The organism is Emcibacteraceae bacterium, assembly GCA_041396985.1.
Lineage (GTDB): Bacteria > Pseudomonadota > Alphaproteobacteria > Sphingomonadales > Emcibacteraceae > Pseudemcibacter.
Genome location: JAWKXO010000004.1, coordinates 275,097 through 289,081, shown reverse-complemented (window position 1 = coordinate 289,081; position 13,985 = coordinate 275,097). Strand labels below are relative to the sequence as shown.

Sequence of the window (13,985 nt, the reverse complement as noted above, 5' to 3'; positions counted from 1 at the left end):
TTTCGGCCGTTAATGCATAAGTTTGGCAAGTTCGAACTTGTGATCTTTGGTGCAGAAATCGCAGGTGACGGTGATAATGCCGTCATCGGCCACATCCTGAAGGTCCTGCATATCCAGGCTTGAAAGCGCGGTTCTGATTTTTTCTTCCGAACAACGACAGCCGGCCGCGACATCGGTATGTTCAAATATGCGAACGCCGCTTTCATGATAAAGCCGGATCAGCAGGTTTTGTAAAGAAAGGTTCCGGTCCAGCAGCTCTGACTTTTTAAGGCTGCCCAGCAGGATTGATGCAGTATTCCAGTGATCTTCCGTTTCTTCCTGATCGCGGCTGTGTTCACCAACTGCGCTTCTGGCAAAATGCTGGATCATGATGGCGCCTGCCTGCCATTTTCCCTCTTCATCTTTTTCGCACGAAAGCATCACTTTCGTAGGAAGCTGTTCTGAACTTCTGAAATATTCTTCGGCAGCCTCGGTAAAGGTTTCCCCATCCAGTTTGACGATGCCCTGATAACGTTCCATGAATTTGCCCTGATCAATGGTAATGGCAAGATAACCGCCTTCACCAAACATATCGGTGAGCGTATCACTATCACTCATCACATCATCAAATGCCGCGTAGCCACGGATATTGCCGATGCCGTTTTCCGTTTCTTTCAGAAAATCACTGACCAGTACCCGAAATGGGCCATTCCCTTTTAGCTGCGTGGTCAGAATGCCGTCATATTTCATCAGGGAACCGATCAGCGCCGTGAATGCAAGGGTTTCGCCCAAAAGTTTGCTGACATGATCGGGATAATTATGGTTGCTGAGAATGTCATTGACGGAGCGGCCAAGCCGGACAATGCGACCTTTGATATCCTGATTTTCTATCTGAAAGGGAAGGCAGCTGTCCTCAAACAGGGGAAAAGCATTTTCTTCGCTCATAGCGACTTTCCAAAGCACCACATAAGGATTGCTTTTTGTATATGCAGGCGGTTTTCCGCCTCGTCCCAGATCACGGATTGCGGGCCATCAATAACATCGGCGGTGACCTCCTCATCACGGTGAGCAGGCAGACAGTGCATGAAAATGGCTGATTTTTTGGCCGTTTTCATCAGATCTGCGTTTACCTGATAAGGGGCAAGGTCTCTAAGCCTTTCTTCCGCATTATCATCGCCCATGGAGATAAATGTATCGGTAATGACGCAGTCGGCATCCTTAACTGCAGCTTCCGGACTTTCGGTCAGGGTGATTTTGCCGCCATTGTTTCTGGCCCAGCCCATGACCTGTTCCAGCGGTGAATATTCCTTCGGACAGGCAAGGGACAGTTCACAGTTAAACATTACCGCTGCGTGGATCCATGAAACGGCAACATTATTTCCGTCCCCTGACCAGGCAATTTTTTTGCCCGCTATCGGCCCTGCATGTTCCTCAAAGGTCAGAACATCCGCCATGATCTGACAGGGATGGGAAAAATTGGTCAAGGCGTTGATAATTGGCACGCGGGATGTTTCAGCCATTTCCAGCAAAGCTTCATGACTGTTTGCCCGCAGCATAATGGCATCCACAAAGCCCGACAGAACTTTTGCGGTGTCAGAAATGCTTTCGCCACGTCCCAGCTGCATATCATTGCCCTGAAGGACCACAGCTTTCCCGCCAAGCTGATGCATGGCCATTTCAAATGAAACGCGTGTCCGTGTGCTTGGTTTTTCAAAAATCATCGCCAGTGCCTGCCCTTTAAGTGGGGCATCCGCGTGGATAAAGCCGTTGCCATCCTGTTTTTTGGCTTCCGCTTTCAGCTTTTTGGCAATTTCAATAATTTCCCGGCAGTCGCTTTTGGAAAGCGACGAAATATCAATAAAATGCCGATGGTTTTTTTTTAAATTATAGTCTGTCATTTTTTATCGCCGGGGTTATGCATTCTTTTTAAGATTTGCGTGCAGGTTTTATCCAGAAGCTTTATAGCATCATCAATATCTTCTGCCTTGATATTAAGGGGTGGTAAAATCCTGACTGTATTCTCACCGCCACCAACCAGCAGCAATTTGTTTTTAAATGCCTGAACGACAAAATCCCTTGGTTCAATATGTAATTTTAATCCCATCATAAGGCCAAACCCCCTGACCATTTCAATAATTTCAGGGTATTTTTTCTTCAGTTTCATTAACTCAATACGCAACTTATCTGACATTTTTGTGACATTTTCGAGGATATTTTCCTCCGCCAGCACATCAAGAACCGCATTTCCCATCGCCATCGCCATCGGATTGCCGCCATAAGTAGACCCATGAGTGCCGACGGTCATATGCTGCGCCACTTTTTCGATGGCCAGACAGGCCCCCATTGGGAAGCCGCCACCAATCCCTTTTGCAATAGCCATAATATCCGGGGTAACCCCGGCATGTTCATGATAGAAAAGTTTTCCTGTGCGGCCGACACCGCATTGAATTTCATCGAAAATTAGCAAAATGCCGTGCTTGTCAGCCAGTTCACGCAGTATCTGCAGATTTTCTGTTGATACGGGACGGATACCACCCTCGCCCTGGATTGGCTCAATCATAATACCTGCTGTTTCTTCGGTAATATGATCTTCGACTTTTTTCATGTTGCGGTAAAATTTTATGACATCAAAGCCGTCAACTTTAGGGCCGAAGCCTTTGGTCAGTTTTTCTGAACCACCGGCAGCAATAGTTGCCAGGGTACGGCCATGGAAGCTGCCTTCAAATGTGATGATACGGTAGCGTTCCGGATGTCCGGTGGCATTATGGTAACGTCTGGCCATTTTTATGGCACATTCAACCGCTTCCGCGCCGGAATTGGTAAAAAACATACTGTCGGCAAATGTCAGGTTGCTTAGCCTTTTGGCCAGCTTTTCCTGACCTGGAATCTCGTAAATATTTGATGTGTGCCAGAGTTTCCCTGCCTGATCCGATAAAGCTTTCACAAGTTTCGGATGACAATGGCCAAGGCAATTAACAGCAATACCACTGCCGAAATCAAGATATTCATTGTCGTTTTTATCATAAAGTCGCGAACCTGAGCCACGGACAAAACCAACATCCATACGGGCATATGTTGGCAATATTGGCGATATTATGCTCTGTTCTTGGTTGTTATCCTGACTGTTTTTCATCCTAAACCCTCCAGTTTCACCGGGAAAAACGCGAATATTGTCCTTAACGGGCAAAGTTTCAAGTAAAAAAATACTAATCCGGGCTATGCGCGCAGTTTATAGCCACTTTTAAACATTTTATAAGTGATAAACCAGAGTATAATATTCAGTGCCAGAATATAAATGACACCGATCATAGGGTTGGCTTCGGCCTGTCCGGTAAAACCATATCTGAAACCGTCGATCAGGTAAAAGAATGGGTTAAGTTGACTGATGGAAAACCAGATGCCGCTGAGCCGTTCAATGGAATAAAATGTACCGGATAAAAACGAAAGCGGCATAATAACGAAATTATTTATGGCCGATGTCTGATCAAAACGTTGTCCCCATATCCCTGTCATGGTTCCCAGAAGCGACAACATCATGGCGCCTGAAACACTGAAATAGAGTATGGCCCAGATATGAATAAATGAAATATCGGCCATGAAAAACATTGCCGTCATGACAAAAACGCCAACCATCAGCCCGCGGGTGATACCACCCAGTGCATAGCCAAGGGAAATTTCTTTTGCTCCTATCGGGGCCAGAAGAATATCGACTATATTGCCCTGCATTTTTGAGCCGATAATGGATGAAGACGTATTTGCAAAGCTGTTTTGCAGAATAGACATAATGATTAGCCCGGGGGCGAGGAATGTGGCATAGGGTATGTCGCCGATATAACGACCCGTCCCGCCAAGGGCCAGGGTAAAAATCATCATAAACATCAGCGTAGTCACCACAGGGGCCCCCACGGTCTGGCCAAAAACCTTGCAATAGCGCCTTACTTCTTTCTCATAAAGTGTACGAAACCCGGACCAGTTAAAGGATCCCAGCCGCTTGGTTCCAAATTCATTTATGGGATTGTCGGTTGTTGCCATTTTGGATCCTTGTGATTAAAGTTGACTGAACTTCTTATAGGATAAAAAAGTGGGACAGCGCAATCTCATCTTGACGTATCGGCCTGAGAAGATTAAATAGCCGTGGAATTTACATGGTATTAATTGACATTTATGATATATATACCACTTTAATGAAAACAATTAAGGACTAATGATGGCTTGGACAGATGATCGCGTTGAAAAACTCCGTGAACTTTGGGACAAAGGGTTAAGCGCGAGCCAAATAGCCAAGGAACTTGCCGAAGGTGTAACAAGAAATGCGGTGATCGGAAAAGCACACCGTATGGGTCTGGCCTCACGTCCGTCACCGGTTAAAGCAGACCCGGCCAAGCGTGCAGCTGCGACGTCCAAGAAAAAAGCAGCCCCGACCAACAAGAAGGAAAAAGTTAAGTCAACCCCTTCTTCAGGAAAAGTGACCATTCTAGATCTGACAGAAAGCATGTGTAAATGGCCGATCGGTCATCCGGGCGAGCCTAATTTTCATTTTTGCGGAAAGCCTTCGCAGCCGACATTCCCTTATTGTGCAGCGCATTGTGTTGAAGCCTATCAGGTTCAGCAACCACGCCGTTCACGTCGTAATACCCGCCGCCGGATTATGGCGACCCCGGTAAAATAAAAGCTTTTTCTCTCTTTTATAATAATTTGCATCCTGCGGTTTTTCATATTAAGCTCGCAGGCAATAATTATTAGGGAAAGAGAAAAGGAAATCCTCATGAGTAATGGCATTAAATATTTGCTCGCCGCCATCGTCGGTGGCGCATTGGTCTTTATGTATCCAATGCTGCAAAATAACGGGGGCGGTAATGAAGCGGCCGTAAAGTCGGCGGCAATTAGTTATCCGAGAGTTTCGGATTCTGAATATAAACTTCCAGAATTCAGTTCCAGAGATGGTTTTGTACCCGTCGTAGGACGTCATGGCATGGTCAGTGCACGTGAATCCATTGCAACAGAAATTGGCGCTGATATTTTAAGAAAAGGCGGAAATGCGATTGATGCAGCTGCGGCAGTTGGCTTTGCGATGGCTGTTACTTACCCGCAGGCAGGTAATATTGGTGGTGGCGGGTTTATGGTGATCCATCTTGCCAAGGAAAATAAGGAAATTGCCATTGATTACCGTGAAATGTCCGCTGGTGCGGCAAGACATGATCTTTATGTTGAAGACGGTAAAGTTAATCAGACACTCGCCAAATACAGCCGTAAATCATCCGGTGTGCCGGGTACGGTTGCCGGACTTGCATTGGCTGTTGAGAAATATGGCACCATGAGCCTGGCCGATGTTGTTGCACCGGCCTATAAACTGGCCCATGAAGGTGTCCCGGTTTATACCCAGCTTGAAGTTTCCCTGGCAAGGAGCAAGGAACGTCTGGGGGCTGATCCTGCCGCTTCAAAAGTATTCTATAAGGCTGACGGCAGCAATTACCGCACAGGTGAAATTTTAAAGCAGGAAGACCTTGCCGTTTCACTAAAAGCGATTATGGATGAGGGGACAAGCGCCTTTTATACAGGATCAATTGCAGAAAAAATTGCCGCTGATATGGCGGCAAATGACGGTATCATCACAATGGATGATATGGCGGCTTATAAGGTTTACGAACGTGAACCTGTCAGGGGCACCTATAAAGGTTATGATATTGTGACAATGCCGCCTCCATCATCCGGTGGTGTTCATATGATTGAAATGATGAACATGCTTGAAAATGATAATCTTAAAGCAAAGGGCCATAATAGTGCGGCAGTTCTCCATCTTTATATTGAAGCCATGAGACAGGCATATGCCGACCGTAGTCTTTATGCGGGTGACCCGGCATTCTTTGATATTCCGGTTGCGGCCTTGATTGATAAGAAATATGCAGCTGAAATGCGTGCGCGTATTCCAATGGACCGGGCCCGTGCAAGTTCCGAAGTCGCCCCGACCAAAGACCTTCCTTATGAAAGTCCGCAAACTACACATTATTCGGTTATGGATAGTGAAGGCAATGCTGTCAGCAATACCTATACTCTGAATTTTGGTTTCGGAAACGGTATTATGGCAACAGGAACAGGCATCTTGCTGAATAACGAGCTTGATGACTTTGATGCGCTTCCATATGAGCCTGATGAAAATGGAAATATCAGTGGCAAGGCCAATGCACAGGAGCCACATAAGCGTCCCCGTTCTTCCATGACACCAACAATTGTCCTGAAAGATGGTGTTCCTTTCCTGATTACTGGAAGCCCAGGGGGCGGTACAATTATCAATACCGTTTTCCAGACAGTGATGAACGTGCTTGAATTTGATATGAATGTGGCGGCGGCTTCAAGTAAAGCCAGGATCAATCATCAATGGATGCCGGATATGACAACAATTGAAAGTGGTGTCAGTCAGGATACGCTCGATATTCTGAAAGCCATGGGACATAAATTCAATGCCGGGGAAAGAACTTTGGGTAGTACCAATTCCATCATTTATGAAGATGGCTATTATTATGGTGCTGCTGACCCAAGAAGCATGGATGCCCTGACCATCGGCATTAACTGACATTCCATAAAATAATCTAATCAGGCGGGCTTATAAAAGTCCGCCTTTTTTATAGTTGTAGTAGGGGGGCATTATTGGGTAGTCTTTCATTGAATAGAAGGAGTCGTCCCAGAATAAACAAAACAGGATGAGCATACTTTACATATTTTTTTAGAGTTTTTTAGAGAGAGAAAAGATGAAATTAAAGTTTTTAATATTGGTGGTCAGTTTCGTAAGTTTTTGCGTTCCGTCCACTTTTGCGCAGCAAACGCCGCGCATAGATACAAAAGACCGATTTGTTCCGGTAATCGGACGAAACGGCATGGTCACATCCCGTGAAAAAATGGCAACTCAAATTGGCGTGGATATCCTGAAAAAAGGCGGCAATGCCGTTGATGCGGCGGTGGCTGTCGGCTTTGCCCTTGCTGTTACTTATCCACAGGCCGGTAATATAGGCGGTGGCGGCTTTATGGTCATTCATTTAGCCAAAGAAAATAAGTCGATTGCCTTAGATTACCGTGAAATGGCCCCGGGGGCGGCGCACCGTGATATGTATCTGAATGAAGACGGCAGTGTTGACGATGCCCGTTCAAAATACACAGCCAAAGCATCCGGAGTGCCCGGCACTGTTGCCGGCATGATTCATGCACTTAATAATTACGGGACCATGTCTTTAAAGGAAGTGATGCAACCGGCCTATAATCTCGCTAAAAATGGCTTCCCGGTATACAATTATCTTGAAAGCTCCTTAAATAACAGGAAAGAGGTCCTGATAAAAAATGAAGCTGCCGCCAAAATATTCTATAAAAAGGACGGCTCTTCCTATAAGTATGGCGAAGTTCTCAAACAGGCTGATCTCGCCTGGACGCTTAATCAGATAATGAACGGTGGCAGAGATGCTTTTTATAAAGGTGAAATTGCCAAGCGCATTGTAGCTGACCAGAAAGTTCAGGACGGCTTGATCACCATGGACGATATGGCAGCCTATAAAGTGGTGGAACGTGAGCCAATTATCGGAACTTATAAAGGGTATAAGGTTGTAACCATGCCTCCACCTTCATCCGGCGGGGTTCATCTGGTGCAATTGATGAATATGCTGGAAAATGATGATCTTAGTTCAATGGGACATAATAGTGCTGCAACACTTCACCTTTATATTGAAGCCATGCGTCAGGTATACGCAGATCGCAGTAAATATCTTGGCGATCCGGATTTTGTTGATGTACCTGTTGCGGATCTGACCAGCAAAAAATATGCACAGCTGATCCGGGCACAAATCCCGATGGACAAGGCCCGTCGCTCTAGTGATATTGCACCGGCGCTTAACCTAGTTAGTGAAAGCCCGGATACAACGCATTTTTCCGTTATGGATAAAGACGGTAATGCCGTCAGCAACACATATACGCTGAACTTCAGTTATGGTAACCATAAAGTGGCAGCAGGCACCGGCATTGTGATGAATAATGAAATGGATGACTTTTCTGCCAAGCCGGGAACACCGAATGGATATGGCTTGATCGGTGGTGAGGCAAATTCGGTCCAACCCCGTAAACGGCCGCTATCATCAATGACACCGACCATCGTACTGAAAGATGACAAACCTTATTTTGTTACCGGCAGTCCGGGAGGAAGCACAATCATTACAGTCGTGTTCCAGTCAATTATGAACACACTGGAATTTAATATGAATGCGATGCAGTCGCTGGCTGTGCCGCGTATTCATCATCAATGGCTTCCTGATGTGGTCATGATGGAAGATGGCATCAGCAAGGATACTAAAGATATCCTTGTTAAAATGGGGCACATTATTGCTCCAAGGGAAATAACCATTGGTTCCCTTTCATCCATAATGTACAGGGATGGAATATTCTACGGGGCAGCCGATACCCGAAGCATGGATGCTGCTGCCATCGGCTATTAATTTTTTTAATATAACAGTGAAAAGGCGGATCACTGGATCCGCCTTTTTTATAGGAACCGGCTAAGTGCTTCTCGATAATTGCGGCTTGCCTGCAGTTCTGATCCGTTTTTAAGGGTAATAATATATTTCCCACCGGCTGCCGTCTGAAGTTTTTCTATCATATTGATATTGACGATGGTTGAGCGATGGATACGTTTGAATATTTCCGGATCAAGACGCTTGTCCATATTTTTCATAGTTTCACGTAGGATATGGGTTTTATCACTTGTATGAAGGCACATATAATCCCCCGCTGCATCAATCCATTCAATGGTGCTGACATCGACGAGGGTAATTTCCCCACGGTCTTTGATGTTAAAATGACTTTCAAACTGTTTTTTGTTTGAAATATCGTCAGATGTCAGTATCTCCGACAGCTCTATCGCCGGCGGCGTATCAAGGGAACGGATCAGATCTATAAGTCTTGCGTTTTGCTCAATAGCGATATGCTCTGCAATTTGTTCTCGAACTTTGATTATCGTTTTTTCCAGCCGCTCCTCATCAATTGGTTTCAGGAGATAATCCGAGGCATGGGTTTCAAAAGCCTGGATGGCATATTTATCAAAGGCGGTTGCAAAGATGATGATGGGAAGCTGTTCATTGGCAAGAGCTTTTACGACGTCAAACCCGTCAAGGCCGGGCATCTGAATATCAAGAAAAACCAAATCCGGTTTTTCCGCCCTGATTTTTTTTATGGCTTCACGGCCATTCGATGCGGTTCCGACAATTTGAATATCTTCGAATGATTCCAGTCTTAAAGTGAGCCCCTTAAGGGCCAACGGTTCATCATCAACAAGTAGGGTACGGATTTTTTTATTCTGCATGATCCAAAGCTTCCTCCAATTCAAATGGAATATCAATTATTATCTGAAGTCCACCTTCCTCGCGGTTTCGGATATCAATTGTGTGATTAGCGGGATAAAGCTGATTAAGCCTGTTTTTGGTATTGACCAGTCCGACGCCACTTGAATTTTCATTAAATTTATGTTTGGCCGGTTGATCTGATAAACCGGGTCCGGTATCGGCTAATATAATTTTTAATCGATCACCATCACGATCGGCTTTAAGATAAATAGTGCCACCCTTTTCCATAGGCGCGATGGCATATTTTATGGCATTTTCGACCAATGGCTGGAGCAACAGGCTCGGGATCAGAGCCTTTTTTGCATCGTCCGAAATCTGAAAATCCAGTTGCAGGCGATCCTCGAACCTGACTTTCTCAATATCCAGATAAAGCCAGAGTGCATAAACCTCCTCATCAATGGTAATTTTCTGAGTTGGCTGATTAACCAGACTGAACCGTAAAAAAGCACTTAGCTTGGTCAGCATGCCGTTTGCTTCTTTTGACTGTTTATCAAGGACCAAGGTTGAAATGGCATTTAATGTATTGAATAGGAAATGTGGGTTGATCTGATAGCGAAGCATTTGAAGCTGCGATTGATGAGCCTGGGCGACGGCTTGTAAATATTTTTCTTTTTGTTCCATCAAAAGGAATTGGTAATTGACAATGAAATAGGCACCGGTCCAGATCATCAGCACAAAGAGGTCATACAGTGCACGGCCAATAACAAATTCATAAAGCCTGATATTGATATAGAAAGTCTGCTGGACCACCCAGGTATCGATAGCGCTTAAAATAAGGGCAGAGATCACGATACAAGTAATAATGGAAAGGACCATTGTTAAAGGTGGAAGATCACTATTTTTAAGTCTTCTGTAAATTAACCTGAGAATGACGGTTATAATAAAACCACTTAAAACGGACGTGATAACCGTGATCTGGAAAACAAAACTTTCACGGTCAGCAAACAAACTTAAAGCGCGGGTAGCGCCAAAGGCAAGCCATCCCGCGATCTGTAATTTCCAGAATAAGCTTTCTTTTTTCTTTAATTGTCTTTCAAAGAAATTAGCCAACTGAACACTTATTTCACGCTTGAGACAATATGAACATCCCGTTGCGGATAAGGAATGTTGATGTCTTTTTCATCAAAACGATGCTTGATGTTTTTTGTCAGTGCTGCCTTAAGTGGCCAGTAATTGGCGTTTGCTGTCCAGGCGCGAACAACAATATCAACTGAACTCGCGCCTAGCTCACCAACAAAAATTGCTGAAGCAGGGTCCTTCAATACCCGGTCATCCGCATCCAGTACGGCACCGATTTCTGCTATAGCCTTATCAATATCGTCGTCATATCCAATACCGATCAGCAGATCGACGCGACGGTTTTCATTGGCAGAGAAATTCTTAATTGATGATCCCCAGATCTGACTGTTTGGGATGATGATTTTTACATTGTCCCCTGTTGCCATTTCAGTCACAAAAAGGCCAAGGGCTTTAACAGTTCCGGCGTGGCCGGCACCTTCGATAAATTCTCCTACCTTGAAGGGGCGGAAGATAAGCAGCATAACACCTGCGGCAACATTGCTGAGTGTACCTTGCAGCGCCAGCCCGATTGCCAGGGATGCGGCACCAAGTATGGCAATAAGACTTGCTGTTTCAACACCAAACCTGTCCAATACGGCAAGTATGGTAAATATTATGATTATATACCGGGCGAGACTTGAGAAAAAAACGGCCAAAGTATCGTCTATTTTCTGACTTTTTGAGCAAACTTTCATAACCATGTTTTTGATGCGTCCAGCGATCCAGAAACCAATGATCAGAATAAGAATAGCAAAGATTATATTAAGTCCGTATTGAGTGCCCAGCTCAACAATCATATCCGTATATTGTGTAACGCTTTCTTCCATTTTTTTCTCTCTTAATTAGTATTTTTAGCTATTAAAAATAGGGCGAATAAGACTTTTCTGCAATATAAATTTATTATTGGTGAAATATGGATGCCTCATTTTAGCCACATTATCCCAGCACCATCATTGCCACATAATAAATCACATAAATGTGATAAACGTTGAGTATTTAGTTTTCTTCAGTAACTGTATATTTCTTCAATTGGGGGATTTTAGGAATTAATCACAAATAACCAAAAGGACAGAAATAATGAGCAAATCAATGGCAAAAACAGGTCTTGCAGTGGCAGTGGCAGCAGCCGGACTATTTTCAATTGTATCAGGTGCAACAGTTACCGCACAGGAAGCACCACAAGTTCAATGTATGGGTGTCAATGCCTGTAAAGGTCAAAATGCCTGCAAAACAGCAGCAAACGCCTGTAAAGGACAAGGTGCCTGCAAAGGCCAGGGCTTCCTGATGATGTCAGCAGCTGATTGTGCCGCAAAAGGCGGTAAAGTAATGCAAAAAAGCATGTAATATTGCAGATTTTAAAAAAAGCGGTAACCTCATAACGGTTGCCGCTTTTTTTATGGTATAAGGGTAATTATGAAAAATTCCAAAATTGACAATGATTTTCTGGGTTATGGACTAGGTCTGCGCACAGATCATTATGAGGAAATTTTGTCAGGTGACCCGCCCATTGACTGGTTCGAAATAATCTCAGAAAATTATATGGTGAAGGGCGGGCGTCAATTATACCATCTTGACCGGATTAAAGAACGCTATCCACTTGTCATGCACGGCGTTTCCATGAGCATCGGCTCCAGCGATCCTCTTAACATGGATTATCTCAACGATCTTAAGATGCTGGCTGAACGGGTGCAGCCAAAATGGATTTCCGATCATCTTTGCTGGACCAGCCATGGGGGGCATAATACCCATGATCTGATGCCACTTCCCTATAACCAGGAAACACTTAATCATGTGGCTGGTCGCGTGAAACAGGTTCAGGATTTTCTTGGTCAGCGAATATTGCTGGAAAACGCCTCAAGTTATGTGACCTATAAGGCCTCAGACATGACAGAATGGGAATTTTTGCGCCACCTGTCGGAAGAGGCGGACTGTCTGATTTTGCTTGATGTCAACAATATATATGTCAGCGGTTTTAATCATGATTTTGATCCAAAAACCTATATTGATTATATGGACCCACAGCGAATTTGCCAGATTCATCTGGCTGGGCACGAAAATAATGGTGATTATATTATTGATACGCACGACCACCCGGTCATTGACGATGTCTGGGAGCTTTATGACTATACTGTCCGAAAACTTGGGCATATTACCACCATGATTGAACGGGACGATCATATCCCGCCGCTTGCCGAATTAATTGAGGAAGTGAAGCGGGCAAGGGCCATCGGTGAGAGGCAATGTTAAAGGTTCTTCAGACAAAGTTTAAAGCGGCGGTCATGCAGGATGCAAAAGACGCCTTTCTGCTGGAAATTGAGGAAGGCGGAAAAATCGGACCCGAAATGCGGCTTCATATTTATGCGCATGCTTATAAATCAAGACTGGTCGAAACCCTTGTCGAAGATTTCCCGGTTCTCCATTCACTGGTGGGGGATGATATGTTTGAAGATATCTGCCTTGGGTATATTGACAGCTATCCTTCAACCCACCCCTCGTTACGCTATTTTGGGCAGCATATGGTTCAATTTCTGATGGAAACGGAAGCCTATTCAGGCATTATTCCGGCAATTGAAATGGCAGACTTTGAATGGAATTTCAATGATGTGTTTGATGCCCCTGATGCCGGGGCAGTCAGTGTTGAGGATGTCGCAAAAATCCCGGCGCAGGCGTGGACCACTCTTCGCATACATTTACAACCTTCCTTCATTATGAGCCGCTATAAATGGAATACGCCGGCGGTCTGGTCAACGGTCAGTGATGAAAATGATGATCATCCGATTATGCCTGAAGAATATCCGAAAATATCAAACTGTATTCAGTGGAAGTCGGATTTAAAATGTTTTTTCCGTACGGTTCCTGATGATGAAGCAGCTCTTCTTAATCTGGCAAAAGAAAATAAAAGCTTTCCTGATTTATGTGAACAGTTGCTTGATGAGTATGGTGAAGCCGCATCAATGCGGGCGGCAGAACTTTTCAAGGGTTGGATACTGGAAGGGCTGGTTTGTGAACTTGAATATCTGAAAGTCTAATCGACTTCTTTAAACGCCTGCAAAAGTGCATCAAACGGCAATGTCACGCAAGTCCGCCTGCTTTTATGGTCTCTGACCACATTAAAAACATCCATATCCTGCCACTTATTATCCGGCCAATCGTTATGTTCCGGCCCTTCGATATTTTCAAGCGAGGTTTTGATTTTATCAAGTAACTCGTTCAGTGTTTTTTCTGTTAACCCAAGATAATGTTCGCCGAGAACCGAGGCGCTAGCCTGACACAGGGCGCATGCTTTTGCTTCGTGGCTGAAGTCAGTTAATGTTCCGTCCTGAAGCTTAATATAGACCTTTATCCGGTCACCGCACATGGGATTATGAACTGTGACACTGTGGTCCGCATCTTCCAATGCACCGTGGGCGCAGGCATTGGATGCGTGTTTAAGAATGGTTTTCTGATATAGCTTGTCGATCATATTCTGACCATCCAAAAATAAATTCGCTTGAGAACTTTATAACTGAATAATGGCCTGTGGTGACACAGGCCATTATCATTCGTTTTAAAATCTTTTTATAAATAACGTGC

Annotated in this window: 14 protein-coding genes; 6 read left to right on the top strand and 8 right to left on the bottom strand. The window is 44.6% G+C overall.

Annotation, left to right across the window (positions count from 1 at the left end; all coding sequences use genetic code 11):
- Positions 1-9: 9 nt before the first annotated feature.
- The 4 genes from R3D86_12260 to R3D86_12245 all read right to left on the bottom strand — a co-directional run bounded on the left by R3D86_12260 (position 10) and on the right by R3D86_12245 (position 4,011).
- A complete protein-coding gene (locus R3D86_12260) occupies positions 10-924 on the bottom strand; it encodes an Hsp33 family molecular chaperone HslO (protein ID MEZ5758984.1) in 915 nt (304 codons plus the stop codon).
- Complete coding sequence (argF, locus tag R3D86_12255; GenBank protein MEZ5758983.1) at positions 921-1,877, bottom strand: ornithine carbamoyltransferase; 957 nt, start codon at positions 1,875-1,877, stop codon at positions 921-923. The genes R3D86_12260 and argF overlap by 4 nt, the downstream gene beginning before the upstream one ends.
- Positions 1,874-3,112 (bottom strand): aspartate aminotransferase family protein, encoded by a 1,239-nt coding sequence (locus tag R3D86_12250; GenBank protein MEZ5758982.1) that lies wholly within the window; start codon positions 3,110-3,112, stop codon positions 1,874-1,876. Before R3D86_12250 ends, argF begins: the two co-directional genes overlap by 4 nt.
- An 83-nt stretch (positions 3,113-3,195) precedes the next feature.
- A complete protein-coding gene (locus tag R3D86_12245; GenBank protein ID MEZ5758981.1) occupies positions 3,196-4,011 on the bottom strand; it encodes an ABC transporter permease in 816 nt (271 codons plus the stop codon).
- 172 nt (positions 4,012-4,183) lie between these two features.
- On the opposite strand from R3D86_12245, the gene R3D86_12240 reads away from it, so the two are divergent.
- From R3D86_12240 to ggt (R3D86_12230), 3 genes are all read left to right on the top strand, one after another.
- Positions 4,184-4,648 (top strand): GcrA family cell cycle regulator, encoded by a 465-nt coding sequence (locus tag R3D86_12240; protein ID MEZ5758980.1) that lies wholly within the window; start codon positions 4,184-4,186, stop codon positions 4,646-4,648.
- Between the two features lie 96 nt (positions 4,649-4,744).
- Positions 4,745-6,550, top strand: a complete 1,806-nt coding sequence (gene ggt, locus R3D86_12235) for a gamma-glutamyltransferase (protein MEZ5758979.1) — start codon at positions 4,745-4,747, stop codon at positions 6,548-6,550.
- A gap of 175 nt (positions 6,551-6,725) precedes the next feature.
- On the top strand, positions 6,726-8,450 hold the full coding sequence (gene ggt / locus R3D86_12230; protein ID MEZ5758978.1) for a gamma-glutamyltransferase: 1,725 nt from the start codon (positions 6,726-6,728) through the stop codon (positions 8,448-8,450).
- A gap of 47 nt (positions 8,451-8,497) precedes the next feature.
- On the opposite strand, the gene R3D86_12225 is transcribed toward ggt (R3D86_12230), so the two are convergent.
- The 3 genes from R3D86_12225 to R3D86_12215 are packed head-to-tail and all read right to left on the bottom strand — an operon-like array spanning position 8,498 to position 11,239.
- Positions 8,498-9,313, bottom strand: a complete 816-nt coding sequence (locus R3D86_12225; GenBank protein ID MEZ5758977.1) for a response regulator — start codon at positions 9,311-9,313, stop codon at positions 8,498-8,500.
- Positions 9,303-10,403, bottom strand: a complete 1,101-nt coding sequence (locus R3D86_12220) for a histidine kinase (GenBank protein MEZ5758976.1) — start codon at positions 10,401-10,403, stop codon at positions 9,303-9,305. The genes R3D86_12225 and R3D86_12220 overlap by 11 nt, the downstream gene beginning before the upstream one ends.
- Before the next feature lie 8 nt (positions 10,404-10,411).
- A complete protein-coding gene (locus R3D86_12215) occupies positions 10,412-11,239 on the bottom strand; it encodes a mechanosensitive ion channel (GenBank protein ID MEZ5758975.1) in 828 nt (275 codons plus the stop codon).
- Positions 11,240-11,489: 250 nt separating this feature from the next.
- Between R3D86_12215 and R3D86_12210 the strand changes: the two genes are divergently transcribed.
- From R3D86_12210 to R3D86_12200, 3 genes are all read left to right on the top strand, one after another.
- Complete coding sequence (locus R3D86_12210; GenBank protein MEZ5758974.1) at positions 11,490-11,756, top strand: hypothetical protein; 267 nt, start codon at positions 11,490-11,492, stop codon at positions 11,754-11,756.
- Between the two features lie 69 nt (positions 11,757-11,825).
- Positions 11,826-12,659 carry a DUF692 domain-containing protein gene (locus R3D86_12205; GenBank protein MEZ5758973.1) on the top strand — a complete coding sequence of 278 codons (834 nt, stop codon included), beginning with the start codon at positions 11,826-11,828 and terminating at the stop codon, positions 12,657-12,659.
- The gene (locus R3D86_12200; GenBank protein ID MEZ5758972.1) at positions 12,653-13,441 is read left to right on the top strand and encodes a DNA-binding domain-containing protein; all 789 of its coding nucleotides are present in this window, start codon (positions 12,653-12,655) and stop codon (positions 13,439-13,441) included. The genes R3D86_12205 and R3D86_12200 overlap by 7 nt, the downstream gene beginning before the upstream one ends.
- Here the strand turns inward: R3D86_12200 and R3D86_12195 are convergent.
- Positions 13,438-13,875 (bottom strand): iron-sulfur cluster assembly scaffold protein, encoded by a 438-nt coding sequence (locus R3D86_12195; GenBank protein MEZ5758971.1) that lies wholly within the window; start codon positions 13,873-13,875, stop codon positions 13,438-13,440. The genes R3D86_12200 and R3D86_12195 overlap by 4 nt on opposite strands.
- Between the last annotated feature and the right edge of the window lie 110 nt (positions 13,876-13,985).